This is a genomic window from Amycolatopsis sp. NPDC004169, assembly GCF_040610315.1.
In the GTDB taxonomy this organism is placed as follows: Bacteria; Actinomycetota; Actinomycetes; order Mycobacteriales; family Pseudonocardiaceae; genus Amycolatopsis.
Genome location: NZ_JBEXMD010000031.1, coordinates 82,984 through 106,296, shown reverse-complemented (window position 1 = coordinate 106,296; position 23,313 = coordinate 82,984). Strand labels below are relative to the sequence as shown.

Sequence of the window (23,313 nt, the reverse complement as noted above, 5' to 3'; positions counted from 1 at the left end):
TTACTCGCGTGCCGGTCCTCTCGGCCGGCCGTGGCGGACGGGAGCGTCTCCGGTGGATCTCAAGCGGCAGGTGATCGAGCGCTGGCCGGCGCGGTGGCCGGTGCAGCCGTTCCGGGAGCCGGCCTGGGCTCGCCAGGAACCCACCTACGCGGAGTGCAGCCCCGCCCTGATCGAGGCGGCGGTCAAGCGGGCCGGTGCCCGGCCGTCGGGCAACTGGTTCGTCTTCGCCGCCGCCCGGGAAATCCGGGCCGACCGGCCGTTCGGTGTGCGGGTGGGCGGCCGGGAGCTGGTCGCCTGGCGCGGGCCGGACGGCGCACTGCAGATCGGCCCGGGCGCCTGCCCGCACCTCGGCGCGCCGCTGGAGCAGGCGCGGGTGCACTGCGGGGAGCTGGTCTGCCGCTGGCACGGCCTGCGCGTCGGCCCGGACCGTCCCGGGTGGACGGCGCTGCCGGCCCACGACGACGGCGTGCTGGCGTGGGTCCGCCTCGACCGGATCGGCGGCGAGCAGCCCACCGACCGGCCGATCGTGCCGGACCGCCCGGTGGGGACCACGGTCGACGCCGTGGCCACGCTGACCGGGGTCTGCGAGCCGGAAGACGTCGTCGCCAACCGGCTCGACCCGTGGCACGGCGCGTGGTTCCACCCGTACTCGTTCGCGCGGCTGCGCGTGCTCTCGGCGCCGCAGGGGGTCGACGTCGCGGAGGCCGAGGACCGGTTCGTCGTCGAGGTGACGTTCCGGCTGGCCGGGAAGCTCGGCGTCCCGGTGGTCGCCGAGTTCACCTGCCCCGGCCCGCGCACGGTGCTGATGACCATTGTGGACGGTGAGGGGGCGGGCAGCGTGGTCGAGACGCACGCCACCCCGCTCGGCCCCGGACCCGACGGCCGCCCGCGCACCGCGGTGATCGAGGCGACGATCGCCGCGTCCGACCGGCCGGGGTTCGCCGCGGCGGCTCGGCTGGCCCCGGCGTTGCGGCCGCTCATGCGCCGGGCCGCGGCCCGGTTGTGGCGGGACGATCTCGCGTACGCCGAACGGCGTTACGCGCTGCGAGGGGATCACCGCTGACTCGCCGTCGTCGGCTACCGGATCCGGTCGGTGCACCGCAGGGCCAGCAGGGACAGCGCCGACCGGGGTTCGGCCGGGACGGCCAGCCGGTCGACGATCTCGTGCGCCGCGGCGACCCGGGCCGTGATCAGCTCTTCGAGCTTTTCCCGCGCTCCGGTCGCCTCGATGACGTCCTGCCAGCGCCGCACGGCCGCGTCGTCGATGGCCCGCAGCCGGTCGAAGGCCGCGAGGTCCCGGCGCTGGGCCGGGGTGGCGAGCTCCCGGGCGAGCACGACCACGCTGGTCGCCTTGTGCTCGCGCAGGTCGTCGCCCACCGGCTTGCCGGTGACCGCCGGGTCGCCGAACACGCCGAGCAGGTCGTCGCGGAACTGGAAGGCCTCGCCGATGTGCGTGCCGTAGCTGCCGAGCAGCGCCGACACCGCGGGCGCGCAGCCGGCCAGCGCCGCGCCGAACTCGAGCGGGCGGCGGACGGTGTAGTTGCCGGACTTGCGGCGCAGCACGTCGAGCACGGACGCCCAGCTGGGCACCGACCGCGCGTCGTTCACCAGGTCACCGAGCTGCCCGACGGCGAGCTCGGCGCGCATGGCGTCGTACACCGGCCACCCGCGCGCCAGCTCGGCGGCGGCCAGGCCGGATTCGCGCAGCAGCTGCTCGGACCAGACGAGGAACAGGTCGCCGGAGAGCACCGCGGCCGACTCGCCGAACCGGCCGGGGTCGCCGCGCCAGCCCTGGCCCTCGTGCCAGGTGGCGAACTGGGTGTGCAGGGTCGGAGCCCCGCGCCGCAGCGGCGAGCCGTCCATGACGTCGTCCTGCGCGAGCGCGAAGCAGTGCAGCAGTTCGAGACTGGCGGCGGCCCGCAGGGCGGCGTCCGAGCCGTCGCGCCCGCAGCGCCAGCCGACGAAGGCGAAGGCGGACCGCAGGAACTTCCCGCCGGACACATAGGACGGCAGGGCGGTGGTGGCGAGCGCGCCCTCCCGCCGGCCGGTGAACAGCTCGGCACACCGCGCTTCGACGAACTCGAGCGCGGCGGCCCGGCTGCCGGCCCGGATGTCGCCGAGCCACGTCGCAGGAGCGAGCTCGGGGGCGGCCGTGGTGATCCTCATGGTCATCCCTCCCGCCGGACGCAGACCGCCCGAATCTGGTGTGGGCGGCGACCGGGCGCCCTGACGGGTAAGGTATCAGGATCCTTATAGTTCGGGCAAGGAGTTCGGCGCGGGGGCCGGGGCCGGGGTGGCCTGCGATCCCGGTGACCGGGCTTGGTGCGCCCTCGGGTGCCCGGCGCGGCCGAGCCGCACCGACCTTGCCGGTGCCGTGGCTGCGGCGGCGCGCACCGCGGCCGCCGGGAACGCCCGGCCGAACCCCGCCGCCTCGGCGGCGGCCGCGGGAGCGCCCGCCGAGCGGGCGTGGGCGACCCGCGCTAGCACGGACAGCCCCAACGTGGCATCGGTGGCCGGTGTCGGTCGCTCGAAATGCCTGGCGCGGCCGAGCCGCACCGTTCGTGGTGGCCGGTGGGCACGGGTGGTTCGCGGGTGCCGGGGCTTCGGCACCCACTCGGGGTGGCCGGCGGGCGCGGTTCACCCCCTCCGCTCACCTCCCGGGATCGCCGCCGCAAGGGCCGTGGCTGCAGCGGCCAGGACCGCCGCCACCAGGAACGCCCGGCCGAACCCCGCCGCCTCCGCGACCGCCGCCGGTGTCCCCGATGCCGTGAGCCCGGAAGAACGCGCGTGGGCGACCCATGCCAGCCCGGCCAGTCCCAACGCCGCCCCGATCTGGCGGAACGTGCTCAGCAAACCCGCCGCCAGCCCCGTGTCGCCCTCGGCCGCCGCCCCGGTGGCCAAGGCCGCCAGCGGGCCGAACGACAGCCCGAGGCCGAACGTCACCAGCATCCCCGGCGGCACCACCCCGGTCAGCGCCGCACTGCCCGCGTCCACAGTGGAATACCAGCCGAGCCCGGCCACGACGCACACCGTGCCCGCCAGCACGATCCGCTTCGGCGGGATCCGGCCCGGCAGCCGGCCGGCGAGGCGGGCGCCGGCGATGATGCACGCCGCCTGGGGGAGGAACGCCAGACCCGTGTGCCACGCGTCGAGACCCGCCACCCGCTGCAGGAACAGCGCTCCGAAGTACCACGTCGTGAACGCCACGCAGCCGAGGACCGCCATCGTCAGGTTGATCGTCAGCCCCGGCCGCCGCAGCAGGGTGCCCGGCGGGACCAGGGGTGCCGCGGAGCGCCGCTCGGTCCGGACGAACGCCGCGAACAGCCCGATCGCCAGCAGGAACGGCAGGTACGCCGCGCCGCCGTCCTGGAGGCGGGTGGCGCCGTACACCAGCGAGACCAGCGCTCCGGTCGCCAGCGCCGCCCCCACGACGTCGAGGCGCGGCCGTTCCCGTGCGCCGCCGGTGCGGGCCAGGAACAGCACCGCGATGACGCCGATCGCCAGCGCGATCGGCACGTTGATCAGGAAGATCCACCGCCAGCCCGCCCACCGCACCAGCGCGCCGCCCAGCAGGCCGCCCGCCGCGCCGCCGACCGCGCCGACCGCCGACCACGTCCCCAGTGCGCTGCGCCGGGCGCGCTCGCCGGTGAACGTCGTCGTCACGATGGCCAGCGTCGCCGGGGACAGCACCGCGCCGCCGAGGCCCTGCAGGACGCGGGCTGCCACCAGCCAGCCGGGCCCGGGCGCGGCCCCCGCGAGCAGGCTGGCCGCGCCGAACACGGCCACGCCGGCCAGGAACACGCGCCGGTGCCCGAACAGGTCCGCGCAGCGGCCGCCCAGCAGGAGGCAGCCGCCGAAGGCGAGGCTGTAGCCGTTGGCCACCCAGGTCAGGCCGCTGTCGCCGAAGCCGAGAGCGTCCTGGATGGCCGGCAGCGCCACGTTCACGACCGAGACGTCGAGCACCGTCATGAACTGGGCGAGGCAGGCCGCCAGCAGGATCAGGGCACCAGCGTGCCGACCACCTTGCGCAGCAGCTGGACCAGGGTCCGCTGCTCGGCCGCCGTCAGCCCCATCGCCGCCGGGGTGTTGACCTCCAGCACCGCCTTCGTCGCCTTCCGGACGAGCCGGCGGCCGGCGTCGGTGATGTGCACCGGGATCGGGTGGCCGCGGCCCGGGCGTTCGCCGCGCACGATCAGGCCGAGCGCCTCCAGCGGGAGCAGGGCCTCGCCCATGCTCTGCGGCGTCACCAGGCATCGGCGTGCCAGCGCGCCCTGGGCGATCCCGGGGCTGTTGTCGATCTGCACGAGTATCCCGAACTGGGCCGGGGAAAGCTCGGCGGGGGCGAGTGCCTGTGCCATGCGCGGGACGAAGGCGAGGTAGGCGCGGATGACGTTCCAGCCGGCCAGGCCGTCGATGTCGCTGTCGGTCCACACCGGCGCTTTGCCGGTGCGGACCGGATGTTCTGCGTTGGGCACGGCATCACGATATCGTAGCCCACATCCATAAGGAACCTTACTCTTCGGGAGGGTGCCGGATGTCCGGACGCAGCCACGTGATCATCGCCGGCGCCGGCATCGGCGGGCTCTGCCTGGCGCACGGCCTGCGCCGGCACGGGATCGACGTCACGGTGTACGAACGCGACACCGGCCCCGACGAACGGTGGGCGGGGTACCGCCTGCACCTCACCGGGCAGGCCAACCGCGCGCTGCACGCGTGCCTGCCGCTGGAGACCTACCTGGCGATCCTCGACAGCGCGTCCCGGCCGCTGGACGCCTTCCGCATCCTCGACGAGCACCTCGAAGAACTGCTGGTGTCGCCGACCGAGGCCGACCCGGCGCTGCTGGTGGACGACGACACGCTGATCGGCCGCCGCCCGCTGCGGCGGCTGCTCCTGCGCGGCCTCGAGGACGTGGTCCGGTGGGGCCGGGCCGTCGAGCGGTACCGGCTGCTGCCCGGCAACCGGGTCGCCGTCGACCTCGCGGACGGCACGACCGACGAGGGCACGCTGCTGGTCGGCGCGGACGGCCGGGCGTCGGCGGTGCGCCGCCAGCTGCTGCCGCACGCCGAACCCGAGGCGTGGGACGTCGCCTGCGTCGCGGGGATGACCCCGCTCGAGGCGGCCGTCGCCGCGGGTGTCCCGGCGGCGATGGTCGACGGGGCCGGGTTCGCGATCGGCCCGGCCGGGCACAACATGTTCTTCTCCGGCCACGACCCCGCCGGGCGCAGCCGTCCCGACCTCCCGCCGGGCGGCGGCCCCCGGGAGCCGGACGACGCCTACGTCCTCTGGTCGGTGGGCGCGCCGTCGGCCGAGTGGCCCGAGGATCCCCGCACGAGCGACGGGAACCTCGGCGAGGCGGCCATGGGGATGGTGGCGGACTGGCACCCGGCCGCCGGGCAGCTGATCGCCGCCGCGGACCCGCATTCGTTGTCCCCCTTGACGTTCTGGGTGGCGCCGGAGATCGAGCCGTGGCAGACCCAGCCGACGGTGACCCTGCTCGGCGACGCCGTGCACGTGATGCCCCCGACCGGCGGCATCGGCGCGAGCACGGCCCTGCGCGACGCGGCCGCGCTCACCGAGACGCTGGCGTTGTGCGAGCAGGGCCTGGGCCGTCCGGTGCCGGCGATCGCCGCCTACGAACGGGAAATGCTCGAGCGCGGCCAGGAGGCGATCCGCGCGTCGGTGGCGAACCTCCAGTGGGCGCAACGCCTCGACGGCCCGGTGTCGTTCCGGCTGGGCAAGTTCGGCCTGAAGTCCGCCGGCGGGATCCGCACCCTGCTGCGGACCCTCGCCGGCAAGGGCGACGCCGGGTGAGCGTCAGATCATGTACTGCATCGAGTGGTCTCCCAGGTAGCAGACGCGGGCCATCCGGCGCTCGGTGACCAGCCCGAAGGCCAGGTGCGCCCCGGCGGCGTGCACGTCCCGCCACAGCCGCTGCAGCGGGTGCTCGTCGCGCAGGGCCGCCGCTCCGGCCAGCCGGTAGGCGCCGTCGACGACCCGCTCCGCGACGCGCTGGGAGTGCTGGACCGCACCGGCGAACCGCGCGCGGGTCTCCGGCCGGGCCGAGCCCGCCGTCGTGACCTCGTCCCACACCCGGGCCGCGGCCTCGTGGAGCAGGCACCGGGCGGCCAGGCGTTCGTTGTCCAGCCGCCAGAACTCGACCTGGGCGGCGGTGTCGGCCAGATCGGCCTCGGGCAGCGCGCGGAACTCCTCGACCGCGCGCCTGGCCAGGCCGACCGAGAACCCGCCCATCATCATCATGAGGAACGCGAAGTACGACAGCCGGTACAGCGGCCCCTCGTGCTCGCCCGGCTCGAAGAACGGGCTGAACGTCATCGAGTGCGGCACCTCGACGCCGCGGATCTCGACGTCGTCGCTGCCCGAACCCCGCAGCCCCAGCACGTGCCAGGTGTCGAGCACGCGGACCTCGCTCGCCGGCAGCACCGCGAAGCGCACGACGTCCTCGCCCCACTGCGGGGAGTCGACGCCGGGTTCCTTCTTGGCGAAGGCCGCGATGAACCAGTCCGCGTGGCGGCACCCGGAGTTGATCGCCCACCGGCCGTCGAGCCGGTAGACCGGGCCGTCCTCGCCCTCGGCTTCGGTCGCCGGCAGGATCGTGCCCTCGCCCATCGGCGCCAGCGCGCACGCGATCAGCGGGTCCGGGCGCTCGGCCACCACCCGGCGGCCCAGTTCGGCCGAGCCCCAGCCGAGGAACCCGGACGCCTGGCCGATCATCAGCGTCCAGCCCACCGACGGGTCGGCCCACGAGATCTCCTCGACGACCGAGAGGACGGTGGCCGGGTCGGTCTCCGAACCGCCGAGCACCCGGGGCAGCGTCAGCGAGAAGAGGCCCGCTTCGCGCAGGGCCTCCACCGCGGTTCGGCTCGGGGTCCGCGCGCGTTCGGTCGCCGCTTCGCCGCCGACGAGGTCCCGGGCGATCCGGCGGGCGTCGCCGAGGAGCTGCTCGGGGGTGCGCACCGTTTCCGTTGCGGTCATGACGCCTTCCTCGGTTCGTCGGAGAACAGCCGGTCCAGGTCGGACTCGAGCGCGGCCCGCTCGGCCAGCAGCCGCGCGGGCCGGTCGAACCACGGGTGCGCGCCGAGCGCGGCGAGGTGGGCGAAGGATTCCTGCATGGGGTTGCCGTCGTAGAGCGCGCTCGCGCCGGTCAGGGTCATCACCTGGGTGGTCGCGGTGCGGGCGGCGTCCAGCGCGCCGATGCCGGTGACGACCAGCCGGGCCAGCGCGGCCGGACCGGTGGCCGGCTTCGCGGTCCGGGCGGTGAGCAGCGCCGCGGCGCCGTCGAGCAGCGCTTCGGCCGACAGCAGGATCGACAGCACCATCGGGTCGTCGATCGTCTTGACCGCGGCCCAGCCACGGGCGCTGGCGGCGGCCTTGCGCAGGAAGGAGTCCCGGAACCGCCCGGCGACGCCGAGGGCGTGCGCACCCGCCGCGACCACCGCGAGCACACTGGGCGGCAGGGACAGCAGGTCGTCGCCGGGCGCGGCGGTGTCGTCGACGACCGTCCCCGCGCGGGCGCCGTCCCGCAGCCGCACGCGGTGCCCGCCCCAGACGTCCATCGCCGGGGCGAGCGGCACCGGCTCGGTGGTCACCGCCTCGCCCGCGTAGGCCGTCCAGGTCGCGGTGCCGTCGTCCGACCGGCCGGCGAGCACGACGCACCCGCTCGCGTCGACCGGCCGGTCCACCGTCCACTCCGGACCGCCGGTGCTGCCGGCCGGCCAGCCCAGCGCGGCCTCGCGCGGCACCGCGCTGTCCCGGATGGACAGTGCGTGGACGACGAGGGCGGTGACGCCCAGCCAGCCGGCCCGCGGGTCGAGGTGGCCACGGGCGGCGATGTCGACGAGGTTCATGCGGGTTCCTTCCGGGCGGCGGTGAGTTCGGCCAGGAGGTTCGGCACCACCTGCTCGGGGCCGGGCAGGCCGGCGATCTCGTCGGCGACGTCCCGCGCCGTCTTGGCCGGCCGCGGGTCGTGGAGGACGTGGTCGAGCGCGTCGTCGAGCACGCCGGTGTCGCCGCCTTCGGGCACGGCGAACACGCCCGCGCCCCGGCGGGTGACCGCGTCGCCGTTGAACGCGTGGTCCGCTTCGCGCGAGACGATCACCTGCGGCACCCCGCGGGCGAGCGCGGCCAGGGTCGAGCCGGCCCCGCCGTGGTGGACCAGGACGTCGCAGCCGGGCAGCACGGCTTCCAGCGGCAGCCAGCCGTGGGCGAGCACCGAACCCGGGTCCGTGCCGGGCGGGAGGTCGCCGGCGACCAGCACGTCGAGGTCGTGCCGGGCCAGTGCCCGCAGCAGCAGCGGGGCGAGCTCGCCGTGCTCGGCGGTCGTGCCCAGGGTGACCAGCGCGCGCCGGCGGCCCGGCCGGGCGGCGAACCCGCCCGGGTCGAGCACCCGGGCGCCGCTGTAGGGCCGGTAGCCGAGCACCAGACCGGTCGGCCCGCCCGGGTACATGCTCGGCGGGCAGACGTCGAGGGCCTCGTCGGGGTCGGCCAGCCCGGCGACGCCGTGCCGGCGGCACGCCTCGGCCAGGTGCGGGGCCATCCGGTCCTGCGTCCGGGCCACACCGGTGAGCTGGAACCCGTGCTCGACCGACGGCACACCGAGCACCGCGGCCACCAGCGGGCCGACCGGCTGCAGCGCGGTGTGCACGACGACGTCCGGCCGCCACGCCCGGCCGAGCGCGACGGCCGCGTCGGCGACCCGGTCGGCCAGTGCCGCGAACAACTGCATCGCGAGGTCGAACCGCTCGGCCTCCGCGGCACCGGGCATCCGGCGCAGGAACGACATCCGGATCGCGGCCAGCTCGTCCGTCCCGCCCGGCAGCAGGTCGACGGCCGGGAGCCCGGCGGACACCGCCCCGGCCACCGCGGGCCCGGTCGCGCCGACGAGCACCGTCGCGCCCGCGCAGCGCGCCGCCCACAGGCTGGGCACCATCGGGAACAGGTGCCCGAGGCCCGAGGAGGTGAAGGCGAGAACGCGGGTCACGGCTTCCTCCTCAGCACGGTGACGTGGAAGGGCAGCCCCGGCACCTGCCGCGTCGCCTCGGCTTCGAGGCCGGCGGCGGCGTACATCCGCTCGTGCGCCGCGGTGGTGTGGACCTCGCCGGCCTCGGTCCAGGCCAGCATCAGCACGGAGAACAGGTGCGGCTCGGGGTCGTCGGCCGGGGCGTCGCCCGCGACGAACCCGACGACGCCGATCCGGCCGCCGGGGGCGAGCTGGGCCGCGGCGTGGGCCAGCAGTTCCGCGGACCGCTGTTCGGAGAAGTGGTGCAGCACGTTGGTGACCAGCACGAGGTCGTGGTCCGGGCCGAGGTCGAGCTCGAACATGTCGCCGGGGACGAACCGCGCGCGGTCGGCCAGGCCCTGGTCCTGGGCGTGCTGCCGGGTGATGGCCAGCACGTTCGGCCAGTCGACGCAGGTGACGGTCGCGCCGGGCAGCCGGCGGGTGAGGGTGAACCCGTAGATGCCGTGCCCGCAGGCCAGGTCCAGGATCCGCGGCGCCTCCCGGCCCGCCGACCACGGCTCCAGCAGCTCGGCCAGCAGCCCGGCGGTGGGCACGGTGACCGGCCCGACCGAGCGGGCGAAGGTCTCCCAGTAGTGGTAGCCGGGTGTCTCGGCGTTGACGTCGCGGACCGACCCGCCCTGCCGGACGGCGCCGGCGAGGTCGCGCATCGCGTCCCACTCCTCGTCGCTCGCCACGACGTCGACCATGCCGCCGTAGAAGCCCGGTTCGCCGGTCACCAGCAGGGACTTCGCGCCTTCGTCCAAAGTGTAGGGTCCGTCGGCGCCGCCGTGCACGAGCCCGAGCGCGGTCAAGGCGTTCAGCAGCAGCCGGATCCCGCGCGGCTCGGCGCCGGTCGCTTCGGCGACCTCGGCGGCGGTGGCGTGGCCGGCGCCGAGCGCGTCGAACACGCCGACCCGCAGGCCGGCCCGCAGCAGGCTGGTCTCCTTGTAGACCCGCATCATCCGGTACAGCCGCTCCCGGGTCACCGGCGCGGCTTCGAGCGTGGTCATGGGCGTTCCTCCGGGTCGGCGGGCGGGCTGGTGCGGACCTGGCGCATGCCGGTCATCGAAACGGTGCGGCCGAGCGCCTTGAGCGCCTTCGCGAGCTCCTCGTGCGCTTCGCCGGCGGAGAAGGCCCGGAAGTCCTCCGGGGTGTCCCATTCGCTGACGACGAAGTAGCGGCCGGTTTCGCGGGTGTGGGCGTTGAGGGACTGGGCGAGGATGCCGGGCGCCCGGCCTGCGGTGGCGGCCATCCGGTCCCACGCGGCGAAGAAGTCGGACGGCGGGGTGTCGCCGATGTCGATCTCCAGCAGCACCCGGAACACCCCGGTTTCGGTGGTGGTCATGCCGGCCTCCGCCAGTCGTAGAAGGGCTCGGCCTGCGCCTGGGCCATCGACGGCTCGTCGGGCCGGTAGGGCAGCAGCAGCTGCGCCAGCTCGCCGTCGATGGCGCGGAAGCGCTGGTCGCGCACGGCGGTGTAGAGCCGCTGCTGGAAGCCGTCCTCGCCTTCGATGAGGTGGAAGTAGAGGTCGTGGAAGCCGAACAGGGTCCGCCGGGTCGCGCCGATCTGCGCGGGCAGGGCGGTGCGGTCGTGCTCGGCGAACAGCTCGGTGATCCGGTCGCGGTCGGCGGGGTTCCACCGGCGGACCATCAGGGCGCGGTGCACGGGTTCTCCTTTCCGGTCTCCGCGGCGGGAGACGTGGTGGCCGGGCCGAGCCGGACCGGCAGCGTGCGCAGGCCGCGGACCAGCGAGCCGCGGCTCCACACGAGGTCTGCTTCGGCCGGTTCGGCCCGGGGGTGGCGGTCCAGCACCGCGGTGATGCCTTCGGCCAGTTCGATCCGGGCCAGCGCGGCACCCAGGCAGAAGTGCGGGCCGGTCCCGAAGGCCAGGTGCGACGGCGGGGTGGCGGCGAACCGGTCGAACCGCAGCTCGTCCGGGGCGTCGAACGCGGCGGGGTCGCGGTTGGCGGCGTTGAGCGCCGGGATGACGAGGTCGCCCGCCTCGACGGTGACGCCGGAGAGGTCCACTGTGGACGTCGCGACCCTGGGGAAGCCGCCGACCGAGCCGAGGGAGATCGCCCGTAGCAGCTCCTCGACGGCGTGGCCGACCTTGACCGGGTCACCGCGCAGGGCCGTGGCCGCGGCCGGGTCGGACAGCAGCAGCATCAGCGAGCTGGCGAGGTGGTTGCTGGTGGTCTCGTGCCCGGCGATGAGGATCGCCATGGCCAGCGGGACGAGTTCCCGCGGGCTCGCGTCCTGCGCGGCCAGGTCCGAGAGCAGGTCGTCCTGCGGCCGGGCGGCCCGGCGGCCCAGTAGCTCGCCGAAGTAGCCGGCGAGTTCCCCGCGGGCCCGGCCGACCTCCGGCGCGGACCCGGGCGCGGTGGAGAGGAACGCCTGCGCCCAGACGAAGAACCGGTCGTGGTCGGCCTCGGGGATGCCGAGCAGCGCCCCGATGACACCGGTGGACAGCGGCCGCGTGTAGCCGGCGACGAGGTCGGCCGGGTCGTCTTGCGCGCAGACGTCGAGCAGAGCCTGTGCGCGGGCCGCGATCCGGGGGCGCAGGGCGGCCATCCGCCGGGCCGAGAAGGCGCCGCTGACGAGGCTGCGCAGCCGCGTGTGCTCCGGCGGGTCGAGGGCGAGCAGGGACCCGGCGGGCGGGGAGAGCCCGGCCGTGGGCGCCCCGGCGGCTTCGACGGCGGCCGCGCGGGAGAAGCGGGGGTCGGTGTGCACGGTCCGGACGTCGGCCATGGTCGTGGCGAGCCACGCCCAGCGTCCTTCGCCGAGGAAGACCGGGACGGGGGCCCGGGTGGCCCGGGCGGTCGCGTAGCCGGGATCGGGGTCGATGCCGTCGCGGGCGGCGAAGGGGTAGGTGGTGGTGGGCTGCGTCTGTGCTGTCATGCGGCTTCCCTGTGGGGCGTGATCCGGTTCTCGCGTGATCGGAGGCGGAACTCGCGTGATCGGGGGCGGACCTCGTGTGTCCGGAGGGGTTTCTCGGGTGACGGGGGAGGCATCTCGCGTGATGGGAGGGGCATCACCCGTGATCGGGGGGACGACACGGTCATGCGGGGTCCGCGCGGAGGACGGTCCAGCGGCCGGCTTCCGGCTCGCCGGTCAGGCGGAAGCCGGTGTCGGCGAACAGGTCCCGCCATTGGGTGACCGTGCGTTCGCGGCCGCCGAAGAGGACCAGCATGTCGATGTCGAGGACCTTGCCGTGGTCGAAGCCGTTGCCCGGTGAGACCACCTGCTCGACCACGAACAGCGGCGCCTCCCGGTCGCCGATCGCGGAGCGGACACGGCGCAGCAGGGCCTCCGCCTGCGCGTCGGGCCAGTTGTGCAGCACCGCCTTGAGGAAGTACGCGTCGGCGTCGGCCGGCAGCGGGTCGCCGAAGAAGTCGCCCGGGCGCAGCTCCACCCGGTCGTCGACGCCCTCGGCGGACAGCACCGGCCCGGCGTCCGCCAGCACGCTGGGCCGGTCCACCAGGATGCCGCGGGTGTCCGGGGCCCGGCGTAGGGCCGCGCCGAGGAAGTGCCCGTGCCCGCCGCCGAGGTCGGCGATGCGGGCGTACCGCTCGGGCTCGATCCGCGCCAGGTGCCGCTCGGTCTCCCACCGGCCCAGCTCGGTCATCATCGCGTCGAAGAACTGCTCGTCGTCCGGGTGCTCGCGCAGGTAGCCCCAGAAGTCCGTGCCCAGCACCGGAACCGTGGCCGGCCGCCCGGTGCGCAGCGTGTGCAGCAGCGCCCCGTACGGCTCGGTGAAGAACCGCTTGCGGCCGTAGGCGATCAGCGGCCGCAGGCTGTAGGGCACGTCGGCGCGCATCGGGCCGGACAGGGGCGTGCCGTCGAACACGCCGGGTTCGGTTTCGGTGAACACGCCGAAGGACGCGGCCATCCGCAGCACCCGGTACAGCGCGTCCGGGTCGGCCCCGCACTTCCCGGCCAGCTCGTCCACCGGCCGCGGTCCTTCGGCGAGGATCTCGGCGACGCCCAGTTCCGCCAGCGCCCCGACGACGTGGGCCAGGCGCAGCCCGCAGGTGAGGATGGTCAGCCGCTCGCGGTGGGCGTCGGCGCTCCCGGGACCGGCGCCGGCGCGGGCCTCGATCACGGACTTGATGTGCTGCAGCTGCTCGGCGGAGGTCCGGTTCAGCCGCTCGGTCATCGCGGCGTCGTCGAACGGCAGGCCGGGCCGGACCGCGAACTCCTGCCGCCAGCGCAGTTCCACCCCGCCGTCGACGTCGCGGTAGTCCCAGCGCAGCCGCATGTACTCGAACGGGCCGGTCTCGATCCGGTGCGCGGTCACCGTGCGGGCGTCGCGGTCGGGGAACCGCTCGGAGACCCAGGTCCAGACGGACCCGTCCGGGTCGGGCACGGTGGTCAGCCGGAACCGCACCGAATCCGCGCTCTCGCCGAGGATCTCGGCCTTCGCGTACTCGGTGAACAGCGTGGGCCAGGACGCGACGTCGTTGGTCAGGTCCCAGACGGTGGCGAACGGGGCGTCGATGACGACGCGGTTGTCGGTCGTGGCCGGCACGGGTGGCTCCCTCTCTGGCGGTGGTGGTCAGGACGGGTGGCCGACGCGCGGCGGCGGCGCGTCGGGGTGCGGGACGGGGGCGGTGTCGACGTGCCCCTCGGCCGGGCTCGGCGCGAGCGGGCCGAGGAACAGCACGACGCGGGCGGGCACCGGGCCGTGCTGGCGCATCACGTGGCGCGCGCCCCGCCGGACGAAGCTCGCGTCCCCGGCGGACAGCTCGACGGCGTGCCCGTCCACTTCGAGCGTCACGGCACCCTCGACGACCAGCAGGTGCTCGTCGGACCACGGGTGGTAGTGCTCGCTGACGGCTTCGCCGACGTCCAGCACGGCTTCGGCGAGGAAGCCGGCGCGGGTGCCGGCCGAGGTGGGGGTCAGCAGGGGGCGGATGTGGCCGCCCTGGCGGCGGCCGGCGGGCACGTCCGCGGTGCGGATGCGGATCGGCGGGACGGGTTCGGGCACGGGTTCCTCCTGGGGTGTCGGGTCACGGGCGGACGAGCCGCAGGCCGGGGCGGGCGGTCAGGGCCGCCCGCACCACGCCGTCGAGGCCGTCTTCGAGGCGGACCGCCGGGCGCCAGCCGGTGATGTCCACAAAGGACGAAGGGTCGACGGCGACGTCCTCGAAGTCGCCCGGCGCCGCGTAGTCCGGTGGCGGCACGCGCTGCAGCGGCACCGCCGGGACGCCGGTGCGGCGGGCCGCGGCGGCGGCGATCAGCTTCAGGACGTCGCCGAGCGGGACGGCGTGCCCGGAGCCGACCGGCCATGCGCGGCCGTCGAGCGCCTCGGCGTGGCACACCGCGAGCCACAGGGCCGCCGCTACGTCGTCGACGTGCACCAGGTCCCGGCGCACCGACCCGTCGTGCCACAGCGTCAGCGGCAGGCCGGCCACCGCCCGCGCGGCCATGACGGTGACCACGCCGGTCCCCGGCGAGCCGGCGCCCGCGCCGTAGACCGTGGGCAGCCGCAGCACGACCCCGCGCACCGCCCCGGCCGACGCGGCGCCGAGCAGGGCTTCCTCCACGGCTCGCTTGTGCCGGTCGTAGCCGGCGTGGCTCGACGAGGGGACGGTCCCGGCGGTCACCACCGTGACCGGGCGGCCGCCGACGATGTCGAGCAGATCGACCATCGGCTGCACGGTGGTCCGGTGCGCTTCCGGGTCGTCTTCGGCCACCCGCCAGGAGCGGCCGTCGCTCATCCGCGCCACCAGGTGGACCACCACGTCGGCGTCGTGCACCACCGAAGCCAGCTCGTCCTTGCGCGTGACGTCCGCGCGGACGTGCCCGGGCACCGGCCGCCGTCCCACCGCGCGGGTCCGGACGCCGAGCGCGGCCAGCCGCGCCACCAGCGACGAGCCGAGGTAGCCCGTGCCGCCGAGCACCACGACCAGCGGATCGCGGGCACTCACCGGGCACCCAGGGTCCGCCGCAGCGCGTCGATCACGTCGTCCTGGCGGCGCTTGTCGAGGGCGGCGTACATCGGCAGCGAGAAGATCTCCGTGGCGAGGTGCTCGGTGACCGGCAGCGAGCCCGGCCCGTAGCCCAGGTGCGCGAACCCGCTCATGGTGTGCACCGGCCAGCGGTAGCTGACGTTCAGCTCGATGTCCTGCTTCGCCAGCTCGGCGAGGATTTCGTCGCGCCGGGGGTGGCGGACGACGTAGAGGTAGTAGACGTGCTCGTTGCCCGCGGTGACCGACGGCAGCACCAGCTCGGTGTCGCCGAGCCCCTCGGCGTACCGGGCGGCGATCTCCCGGCGGGCGGCCACGTAGGTGTCGAGCCGGCGCAGCTTGCGCCGCAGGATCTCGGCCTGGACCGCGTCGAGCCGGGAGTTGTGGCCCGGCGTCCGGACGACGTAGTAGCGCTCGGCCATGCCGTAGTAGCGCAGCCGGCGCAGGGCCTCGGCGGTCTCCGCGCTGCGCGTGATCGTCGCGCCGCCGTCGCCGTAGGCGCCCAGGACCTTGGTGGGGTAGAAGGAGAACGCGGCCGCGTCGCCCATGGTGCCGGCGAGCCGGTCGTGCCGGCGGGCGCCGTGCGCCTGCGCGCAGTCCTCGAGCACCCGCAGGCCGTGCCGGGCGGCGACCGCGTTGACCGCGTCCATGTCCACGCACTGGCCGTAGAGGTGCACCGGGACGATCGCCCGGGTCCGCTCGGTGATCGCGGCTTCCAGCAGCGCGGTGTCGAGCAGCTGGTCCTCGGCGCGGACGTCGACGAACCGCGGCGTCGCGCCGGTCCCGTCGATCGCGACCACGGTCGGCGCGGCGGTGTTGGCCACCGTGATCACCTCGTCGCCGGGGCCGACGCCGAGGGCCTCCAGGCCGAGCTTGATCGCGTTGGTGCCGTTGTCCACGCCGACGCAGTGGGCGACCCCGTGGTAGGCGGCGAACTCCGCTTCGAAGCCCTCGACGCTCGGTCCGAGCACGAGCTGCCCGGAACCGAAGACGGTTTCGACCGCGTCCAGGATGTCTTCGCGCTCGGTGGCGTATTCGCTCAGGTAGTCCCAAACCCGGATCGTCATGCGGTCTCCTCAACCGGTCGGGGGAGGCGGCCGCCGAGGGCCGCTTCGAGGGCGGTGCTGGTGGAGTGGTCCGGCAGCAGGCCGGCGGCGTCGAGCTCGGCGAGCGTCGGCGCGTCGCGGTCGCGGGCCGACAGCACCGGGGCGTCCCGCCCGACCGGCCGCGGCAGCCGCAGGCGGATCCGCGGGTCGTGGATCGACAGGGCGAGCTCGTTCTCCGGGACGTAGGTGCCGGAGAGCAGGTAGGTCATCGTGGCGTCGTCGGACAGCGCGGCGAAGGCGTGCCCCACCCCGACGGGGAGGTAGACCGCCCGGCCGTGCTCGGCGTCGAGGCGCACCACGTCCCACGCCCCGAAGGTCGGCGAGCCGGTGCGCAGGTCCACGACGTAGTCGAGGACGCTGCCGTGCACGCACGAGACGTACTTGGCGACGCCGGGCGGCGTGCGCGTGAAGTGGATGCCGCGCACCACGCCCGCCCGCGACCGGCTCGTGCTCACCTGCGCGAGCGGGAAGAGCGGCGCTCCGGCGAACGCGCGGTGGTCGCGCTCGTCGTAGGCGGTGCGGAACAGCCCGCGGCCGTCGCGGTGGGTGGCCGGGGTGAAGGTCCAGGCCCCGGCGACGGCGAGCGCGCGCCGGGTCCCGGGTGCGTCCGCGGTGGACGCGTCGACCGGCAGGGACAACGGGACTCCCGGGGGGAAGGCGGGTCAGAGGACCCGGACGTCGGGCACGTAGGTGATCCAGCGGCCGCCGCGTTCCCGGAACTCCGTCTCCCGCGCCATGATCTCCGCGGCGTGGTTCCAGGCGAACAGCAGCGCGTAGTCCGGGTAGGGCGCGTCGAACGCCGACGCCGGCGAGACGGGGATGTGGGTGCCCGGCGTGACCCGGCCCTGCTTTTCGGGGGTGGTGTCGTAGACGGTGGTGACGAGCTCGGGGCCGATCCCGCAGAAGTTCGTCACCGTCGCGCTCTTGGCGGTGGCGCCGTAGGCGGCGATCGTGTGCCCGTCCTCGCGCAGCCGGGTGAGCAGGGCGATGAGCTCGCGGGCGTTGTGCCGGACGCTGTCGGCGAAGGCGGCGAGGGTGGCGGGGTCGTGCAGCCGGCGTTCCGCTTCTTCGGCGACGAGCTCGGCGACCGCGGGGCTCGCGGGCCGTTTTCCTTCACGCGCCAACGTGTAGCGGACTTCACCGCCGTGCACGGCCAGGCGCTCGACGTCGACCAGCGCCAGCCCGTGGCGGCGGGCCAGCTCGGCGACCGTGGTGGCGCTGAAGAGGAAGTAGTGCTCGTCGTAGATCTGGTCGAACGACGTCGCCGCGACGACGTCCCCGAGGTAGGGGTCTTCGAAGACGAAGATCCCGTCGTCGGTGAGCAGCTCGCTCACGCCGTCGAGCACCGAGCCGATGTACGGGATGTGGCAGAGGGTGTTGGCCGCGTAGATGACGTCGGCCGGCCCGTCCTCGGCGGCGATCGCGGCCGCGGTCTCCTTCTCGAAGTAGGCGGTGAGCACCCGGACCCCGCGTTCCTCGGCGGTCCGGGCGATCCCGCCGGAGGGTTCCACGCCGAGGTGCCGGACCCCGGCTTCGGCGATCGTCCCCAGCATCACGCCGTCGTTGCAGCCGAGCTCGACGACGAACGGGTCGGGCTTGCCGGCGAGTTCGGTGCCGAGCAGGTGCTTCGCCCAGTCCGAGAAGTGCGTCCGCATCACCGACGATCCCGATGAGCGGTACGGGTAGTGCTCGCCGAACATGCGCTCGCGCGGGACTTCTTCGAGCAGCTGGACCGTGGCGCACCCGGCGCACCGGCCCAGCTGCAGCCGGTAGAAGAACTCCTGGCCCGCGGCCGGGGGTGCCGGCGGGAAGACGTCGGACAACGGCTGGCTGCCGAGGTCGAGCACGAGCTCGACGGATCGGCCGCAGACCCGGCACTGGGACATCGGGTTACCCCCTCGGGAAGTCGGATGCCGGGCAGCCTGGGGAGCGCGGCTCGAGAAGTTCTCGAAGTTCTCGAAGCTCGCTCGACCGGCGGGCCGGCAACCGCTGGAGCCGCACGTCACCGGGAGCAGGGGCCCCGCTGGGTGGCAAATCGTCGCACACCGTCGAGAAAATCGTTGCAGCGCGTTCACATCTGTCGATCAAAGCCAAGGGCAATGATATGTGAGATAGGTCACAAAACCGGTTCAAGCTGTCAGGGTCCTTATAACCGGATCTAGCATGAAATTCGCCACCGGGGGACGGCATTCACGGTGAAAGACTCACGACACCGATATCTGTCCGCACCCCGGTCCATTCCGGTGCGGAAATATTCGGAGGTGTTGGGTGGATTTCACATTGCTCGGCGGCATGGAGATTCGATCCGACGAACGCGGTGGAATCCCGTCGGCGCCGAAACAACGGCAGGTGCTGGCCATGCTCCTGCTCAACGCCAACAAGGTCACCTACGTCGACGAGCTGTCGGACGAGCTCTGGGGTGACCGGCCGCCCGTCAGCAGACACACGACCCTGCAGACCTACGTCTACCAGCTGCGCCGCCGGCTCGAGAGCCCGTCGCGGCGGACCACGATCGTCACCCGGCCGCTCGGGTACATGCTGCAGGTGCCCGACGGCTCCATCGACGTGCTGGAGTTCCAGGCGAAGATCGAGCAGGCCGCCCGGGTTCTCGAGCTGGAGCCGGACGTGGCGGTGGAGCTGCTCGAAGGCGCGCTGAGCCTGTGGCGCGGCCCGGCGCTGGCCGACGTCGTCTGCGGGTCCGTGCTCACCGGGTACGTCACCCAGCTCGACGAGCTGCGGATATGCGCCACCGAGCTGCTGATCGAGGCGCGGATGAACACCGGGCACTACCGAGAGCTGGTCTCCGAGCTGAAGCGGCTGGTGCACACCTACCCGTTCCACGAAAACTTCCACGCCCAGCTCGTCCGCGCGCTGTCGATGAGCGGGCGGCGGCAGGAGGCGATCGCCGCCTACCGTTCGGTCCGCTCGATGCTGCGGGCCGAGCTCGGGATCGACCCCTCGCCGTGCCTCGACGACGCCCTGCAGCTCGCGCTGAACGGGCCGCGGCCGGCCGGCGTCCCCTCCCTGCCCGGCGTGCGCCAGGAGCGCTGCGGGTGACCCCCGATGCTTCCGGAGCCCGATCGTGGGTATACGGCACCTGATACCGACGACACGGAGGCCGTCCCTTGGCGCACGCGACGGAGCACCCACCCGCTGAGCGGCAGCGGGCCACCTCGTCCTGGCGGACCATCGCCTGGACCCTGCTGCTGGACGTGGCGCTGCCGTTCGGCTCCTACCTGGTCCTGCTGGTGTGGTTCGGCGTGCCCGAGGCGGCCGCGCTGGCCGCCGCCGGCGGCGTGGCGTTCCTGCGGGCCGTGGTGATCTGGGTGCGCGAGCGGCAGATCGGCGCGCTGTCGATCCTGCTCGTGGTCCGGTTCTTCCTCGGCGTGCTGGCCGCGCTGATCACCGGGGACGCCCGGTTCGTGCTGGCCAAGGACTCCGTGGTGACGGCGGTGGTCGGGCTCAGCGTGCTGGCCAGCCTGGTCCTCGCCCGCCCCGCGATCTTCTACATCCGCCGGAGCCTGTCACCGCGCAAGCACGCCTTCGACCGGCAGTGGCGGGAGGCCGCCGGGTTCCGGCGGCTCAACCGGCGGATGACCTGGGTGTGGGGGCTCGGCCTGCTCGGCGAGTCGACGCTGCGGATCGCCGTCATCTACCTGCTGCCGATCGGGGTCGCCGCCTTCCTGTCGCAGGCGATGGCCGCGCTGGCCATCGTGGTGCTCGTCGCCTGGACGCAGTGGCGCGGACGGCGCAGCCCGGTCGACCCCGAGGAGTGAAACCTCGAGCCTGGCTCGAGCGGGGTAACAGGAACCTGACACCCGCGGCCGATTTTGCCATAGTGGGCCCATGCAGACGGCGATCGAGGCCGACGGCCTCGGCAAGCGCTTCGGCGACACCCACGCCCTGTCCGGCACGACGTTCACCGCGCGCCGGGGCACGGTCCTCGGCGTCCTCGGCCCCAACGGCGCGGGCAAGACGACGGTGGTCCGGATCCTCAGCACGCTCATCCGGCCCGACACCGGCCGGGCCAGGGTGGAGGGGTGCGACGTCGTCACCGACGCCCACCGCGTCCGCCGGCTGATCGGCGTCACCGGCCAGTACGCCGGCGTCGACGAAAAGCTGACCGGGCTGGAAAACCTGGTCCTGATCGGGAAACTGCTCGGCCTGTCCCGCGCGGCCGCGCGGGAGCGCGGTGCGGCGCTGCTCGACCGGTTCGGGCTGAGCGCGGCAGGCGGCCGGGTCGCGGGCGGCTACTCCGGCGGCATGCGGCGGCGGCTGGACCTGGCGGCCAGCCTGGTCGGCCGTCCCCGGGTGCTGTTCCTCGACGAACCGACCACCGGGCTCGACCCCGCGGCCCGCGGCGACCTCTGGCAGGTGGTCCGCGACCTCGTCGGCGACGGCACCACCGTGCTGCTGACCACCCAGTACATCGAGGAGGCCGACCGGCTCGCCGACGACGTCGTGGTCATCGACCGCGGGGTCGTCGTCGCCAGCGGCACCCCGGCCGAGCTGAAGGGCAGGCTGGGGACGTCGACGCTGGTGGTGCGGCCCCGGGACCCCGGCCACACGGGACGGTTGCGCGAAGTGCTCACCGCGTTCGGCCACCCGGTGACCGAGGAGGACGGCGCGCTGGCCACGACGGCGGGCGACGACGACCTGCTGCCCGCGGTGGTACGGCGGCTCGACGAGCGGGGCATCCCGGTCAGCGAGCTGGCCCTGCGGCGCTCCACGCTGGACGAGGTGTTCCTCGCCATCACCCGCGGCGAGTCCACTGTGGACGTGGTCCGGTGACCGCCGCGCCCGGGCACGTCCCGCCCCTGCTCGCCCTGCGCCAGTCCGGCACCTTCGCCTGGCGCAGCATCCTGCAGATCAAGCACAAACCGGCCGAGCTGCTCGACCTTTCGGTGCAGCCGATCATGTTCACGCTGTTGTTCACCTACGTTTTCGGTGGTGCGATCGGCGGAACACCGCGGGATTACCTGCAATTCGCACTCGGCGGGCTGATTGTGCAGAACGCGTTGTTCCTCTCCATCTACGCGGCCATCGGACTGTCCACGGATCTCCAGAAGGGCCTGTTCGACCGCTTCCGCAGCCTCCCGATCGCCCGCGGCGCGCCGCTGGCCGGCCGCGTGCTGGCCGACGTCGTCCGGCAGCTGTGGTCGCTGATCGTCCTGCTGGTGGTCGGGGTGGCCCTCGGCTTCCGGTTGACGACCGGGTTCCCGGCGCTGCTCGGCGCCTTCGCGGTCCTGACGATGTTCACCGTCTCGTTCGCCTGGCTGCCGGTGTGGATCGGGGTCCTCGCGCGTGATCCGGAGAAGGTCCAGGTGTTCGGATTCGTCGTGGTCCTGCCGCTGACGTTCACCAGCAACGCCCTCGTCCCGACGGCCACGATGCCGTCCTGGCTGCGGTCCTGGGTGGACGTGAACCCGGTGACGCAGGTGAACGACACGCTCCGGGCGCTGCTGTCCGGGGGATCGGCCGGCGGGCCGCTGGGTGGCGCGGTGCTGTGGTCGGCCGCGCTCGCGGCGGTGTTCGGCACGCTCAGCGTGGTGGCCCTGCGAACCCGCGGCTGAGGGGACTCGCCCGGGTTCGCCCCGGCTCCGGACCCGCGGCCGAGCAAGCGCTTCCTCGAGCGAGCCGTCCGAGAACTCTTCAGCCGTCGTCGAGCCCGTACCGGCAGGCTTTGCCGCAGAAAGCGTTGCCTAGCAGAGGAGTTCGCATGACGGACGAGTCCGGGCCGGACGGCCGGGTGTCCGCATGAGCGGACCGTTCACCATCGTCCGCCCGCCGGAAACCCTGGTCTCCGGGGACCGCGGGATGCCCGCCGCGGTGGCCGGGTCCGCACTGGCCGCCGGGGAGGCCGGGCCGGTGCGCCGCTGGCTCGCCGAGCGCGACCGGCTCTCGGCGATGACGGTGACCCGGGTGGATCTGGCCGGCCTGCGCGGCTGGCACGACGACGGCGTGCTCCGCCACCACACCGGGCGGTTCTTCACCGTGGAGGGCCTCGACGTGCGGGTCGAAGGCGGCGCGGTCCCGCACTGGCGGCAGCCGATCATCTGCCAGTTCGAAGTCGGCGTGCTCGGCATCCTGGTCGCCCGGATCGACGGCGCGCTGCGGTTCCTCATGCAGGCGAAGGTCGAGCCCGGCAACGCGCGGGGCCACCAGCTCTCGCCCACCGTGCAGGCCACGCGCAGCAACTACACCCGTGCCCACGGCGGCCGCTCCGTGCCCTACCTGCGCCACTTCGCCGACGCCCCGCCCGCCCGGGTCGTCGTCGACGTCCTGCAGTCGGAACAGGGCTCGTGGTTCCTGCGCAAGCGCAACCGCAACATGGTCGTCGAGGTCGACCCGGGCCTCGAGGTCCTGGACGGCTTCCGCTGGTGCACCCTCGCCGAGATCCACGCCGCGCTGGCGGTCGAGGACCTGGTCAACATGGACGCCAGGACCGTGCTGTCCTGCCTCCCGCTGCACGGCCCCGGCCTGGCGGAGCGGCTGGACGTCACGGCGGCGGGGTTCACCGGCGCCCTCGTCCGGTCGATGGCCGGGACACACGGGGGAGTCCACCACCTGGAGGAGATCCTCGGCGCGGTCACCGCGGCCCGCGCCGAAACCGCGGTGAGCGCGCGGCGGGTGCCGCTGGCCGAGGTGTCCGGGTGGTACCGCCGCGACGGGGCGATCGTGCACGAGAGCGGCGCCTTCTTCGAGGTGCTGGGCGTCGACGTCAAGGCCGAGGGCCGCGAGGTCGCGGAGTGGTCGCAGCCGATGTTCGCCGCGCGCGGCACCGGGCTGGTGTGCTTCCTCGCGAAGGCCTTCGACGGCGTGCTGCACGTCCTCGTCCAGCTGCGCCGCGAGCCGGGGTTCCTCGACTCGGTGGAGCTGGCCCCGACCGTGCAGTGCACGCCCGCCACGCACGCCCGCACCCCGCCGTCGGCCCGGCCGCCGTTCCTCGACGTGGTGCTGGCCGCCGACCCGGCCGCGTTCCGCTTCGACACGGTGATGTCCGAGGAGGGCGGCCGGTTCCACCACACCCGCACCCGCTACACCGTGCTCGAAGCCCCGGACGTCACCGAACGGCCCGGCTTCCGCTGGATGACCGTCGACCAGCTCGCCGGCCTGCTGCGGCACAGCCACTACGTCGACGTCCAGGCCCGGAGCCTGGTGCCCTGCCTGCAGGCGCTGGCCTGCGGCCCCGCCGCACGACCGGCGGCCTGACCGAGGAGAG

General features: G+C 74.3%; 23 protein-coding genes. 7 read left to right on the top strand and 16 right to left on the bottom strand.

Features of this window, described 5'->3' with window-relative positions:
• The first annotated feature begins 52 nt into the window (after positions 1–52).
• Entirely contained in the window at positions 53–1,063 is a 1,011-nt protein-coding gene (locus ABZX11_RS33245; RefSeq protein WP_176176728.1) for a DUF5914 domain-containing protein, read from the top strand.
• Positions 1,064–1,077: 14 nt separating this feature from the next.
• On the opposite strand, the gene ABZX11_RS33240 is transcribed toward ABZX11_RS33245, so the two are convergent.
• The 3 genes from ABZX11_RS33240 to ABZX11_RS33230 all read right to left on the bottom strand — a co-directional run bounded on the left by ABZX11_RS33240 (position 1,078) and on the right by ABZX11_RS33230 (position 4,475).
• Complete coding sequence (locus ABZX11_RS33240; protein WP_254897302.1) at positions 1,078–2,166, bottom strand: polyprenyl synthetase family protein; 1,089 nt, start codon at positions 2,164–2,166, stop codon at positions 1,078–1,080.
• A 471-nt stretch (positions 2,167–2,637) separates the two neighbouring features.
• Positions 2,638–3,993 carry an MFS transporter gene (locus tag ABZX11_RS33235; RefSeq protein ID WP_354920521.1) on the bottom strand — a complete coding sequence of 452 codons (1,356 nt, stop codon included), beginning with the start codon at positions 3,991–3,993 and terminating at the stop codon, positions 2,638–2,640.
• 5 nt (positions 3,994–3,998) lie between these two features.
• A complete protein-coding gene (locus ABZX11_RS33230) occupies positions 3,999–4,475 on the bottom strand; it encodes a MarR family winged helix-turn-helix transcriptional regulator (protein ID WP_176176732.1) in 477 nt (158 codons plus the stop codon).
• A gap of 59 nt (positions 4,476–4,534) precedes the next feature.
• Between ABZX11_RS33230 and ABZX11_RS33225 the strand changes: the two genes are divergently transcribed.
• Complete coding sequence (locus ABZX11_RS33225) at positions 4,535–5,812, top strand: NAD(P)/FAD-dependent oxidoreductase (RefSeq protein ID WP_354920481.1); 1,278 nt, start codon at positions 4,535–4,537, stop codon at positions 5,810–5,812.
• 3 nt (positions 5,813–5,815) lie between these two features.
• Here ABZX11_RS33225 and ABZX11_RS33220 read toward each other — a convergent pair whose 3' ends face one another.
• The 13 genes from ABZX11_RS33220 to ABZX11_RS33160 form a co-directional block, all read right to left on the bottom strand.
• The gene (locus ABZX11_RS33220; protein WP_354920478.1) at positions 5,816–6,994 is read right to left on the bottom strand and encodes an acyl-CoA dehydrogenase family protein; all 1,179 of its coding nucleotides are present in this window, start codon (positions 6,992–6,994) and stop codon (positions 5,816–5,818) included.
• The gene (locus ABZX11_RS33215; protein WP_354920475.1) at positions 6,991–7,866 is read right to left on the bottom strand and encodes a hypothetical protein; all 876 of its coding nucleotides are present in this window, start codon (positions 7,864–7,866) and stop codon (positions 6,991–6,993) included. The genes ABZX11_RS33220 and ABZX11_RS33215 overlap by 4 nt, the downstream gene beginning before the upstream one ends.
• On the bottom strand, positions 7,863–8,999 hold the full coding sequence (locus ABZX11_RS33210; RefSeq protein WP_176176736.1) for a glycosyltransferase: 1,137 nt from the start codon (positions 8,997–8,999) through the stop codon (positions 7,863–7,865). The genes ABZX11_RS33215 and ABZX11_RS33210 overlap by 4 nt, the downstream gene beginning before the upstream one ends.
• Positions 8,996–10,027, bottom strand: a complete 1,032-nt coding sequence (locus tag ABZX11_RS33205) for a class I SAM-dependent methyltransferase (RefSeq protein WP_354920472.1) — start codon at positions 10,025–10,027, stop codon at positions 8,996–8,998. The genes ABZX11_RS33210 and ABZX11_RS33205 overlap by 4 nt, the downstream gene beginning before the upstream one ends.
• Entirely contained in the window at positions 10,024–10,362 is a 339-nt protein-coding gene (locus ABZX11_RS33200) for an antibiotic biosynthesis monooxygenase (RefSeq protein ID WP_176176737.1), read from the bottom strand. Before ABZX11_RS33200 ends, ABZX11_RS33205 begins: the two co-directional genes overlap by 4 nt.
• Complete coding sequence (locus tag ABZX11_RS33195; RefSeq protein ID WP_254897303.1) at positions 10,359–10,682, bottom strand: TcmI family type II polyketide cyclase; 324 nt, start codon at positions 10,680–10,682, stop codon at positions 10,359–10,361. The genes ABZX11_RS33200 and ABZX11_RS33195 overlap by 4 nt, the downstream gene beginning before the upstream one ends.
• Complete coding sequence (locus ABZX11_RS33190; RefSeq protein WP_354920467.1) at positions 10,667–11,914, bottom strand: cytochrome P450; 1,248 nt, start codon at positions 11,912–11,914, stop codon at positions 10,667–10,669. Before ABZX11_RS33190 ends, ABZX11_RS33195 begins: the two co-directional genes overlap by 16 nt.
• Before the next feature lie 160 nt (positions 11,915–12,074).
• Entirely contained in the window at positions 12,075–13,544 is a 1,470-nt protein-coding gene (locus ABZX11_RS33185) for a methyltransferase (protein ID WP_354920464.1), read from the bottom strand.
• Positions 13,545–13,571: 27 nt separating this feature from the next.
• The gene (locus ABZX11_RS33180; RefSeq protein ID WP_254897304.1) at positions 13,572–14,003 is read right to left on the bottom strand and encodes a cupin domain-containing protein; all 432 of its coding nucleotides are present in this window, start codon (positions 14,001–14,003) and stop codon (positions 13,572–13,574) included.
• A gap of 22 nt (positions 14,004–14,025) precedes the next feature.
• On the bottom strand, positions 14,026–14,946 hold the full coding sequence (locus ABZX11_RS33175; protein ID WP_176176740.1) for an NAD-dependent epimerase/dehydratase family protein: 921 nt from the start codon (positions 14,944–14,946) through the stop codon (positions 14,026–14,028).
• Positions 14,943–16,052, bottom strand: a complete 1,110-nt coding sequence (locus ABZX11_RS33170) for a DegT/DnrJ/EryC1/StrS family aminotransferase (protein WP_354920460.1) — start codon at positions 16,050–16,052, stop codon at positions 14,943–14,945. Before ABZX11_RS33170 ends, ABZX11_RS33175 begins: the two co-directional genes overlap by 4 nt.
• Entirely contained in the window at positions 16,049–16,729 is a 681-nt protein-coding gene (gene rfbC / locus ABZX11_RS33165; RefSeq protein ID WP_303247012.1) for a dTDP-4-dehydrorhamnose 3,5-epimerase, read from the bottom strand. Before rfbC ends, ABZX11_RS33170 begins: the two co-directional genes overlap by 4 nt.
• A gap of 24 nt (positions 16,730–16,753) precedes the next feature.
• Entirely contained in the window at positions 16,754–17,977 is a 1,224-nt protein-coding gene (locus tag ABZX11_RS33160) for a methyltransferase domain-containing protein (protein WP_354920457.1), read from the bottom strand.
• A gap of 382 nt (positions 17,978–18,359) precedes the next feature.
• Between ABZX11_RS33160 and ABZX11_RS33155 the strand changes: the two genes are divergently transcribed.
• From ABZX11_RS33155 to ABZX11_RS33135, 5 genes are all read left to right on the top strand, one after another.
• Positions 18,360–19,148 (top strand): AfsR/SARP family transcriptional regulator, encoded by a 789-nt coding sequence (locus ABZX11_RS33155; RefSeq protein ID WP_217709697.1) that lies wholly within the window; start codon positions 18,360–18,362, stop codon positions 19,146–19,148.
• 68 nt (positions 19,149–19,216) lie between these two features.
• Entirely contained in the window at positions 19,217–19,867 is a 651-nt protein-coding gene (locus tag ABZX11_RS33150; RefSeq protein WP_354920454.1) for a VC0807 family protein, read from the top strand.
• Between the two features lie 70 nt (positions 19,868–19,937).
• Complete coding sequence (locus ABZX11_RS33145) at positions 19,938–20,882, top strand: ATP-binding cassette domain-containing protein (protein ID WP_176176745.1); 945 nt, start codon at positions 19,938–19,940, stop codon at positions 20,880–20,882.
• The gene (locus ABZX11_RS33140; protein ID WP_176176746.1) at positions 20,879–21,664 is read left to right on the top strand and encodes an ABC transporter permease; all 786 of its coding nucleotides are present in this window, start codon (positions 20,879–20,881) and stop codon (positions 21,662–21,664) included. The genes ABZX11_RS33145 and ABZX11_RS33140 overlap by 4 nt, the downstream gene beginning before the upstream one ends.
• 184 nt (positions 21,665–21,848) lie before the next feature.
• The gene (locus tag ABZX11_RS33135; protein WP_354920450.1) at positions 21,849–23,303 is read left to right on the top strand and encodes an NDP-hexose 2,3-dehydratase family protein; all 1,455 of its coding nucleotides are present in this window, start codon (positions 21,849–21,851) and stop codon (positions 23,301–23,303) included.
• The last annotated feature ends 10 nt before the right edge of the window (positions 23,304–23,313 follow it).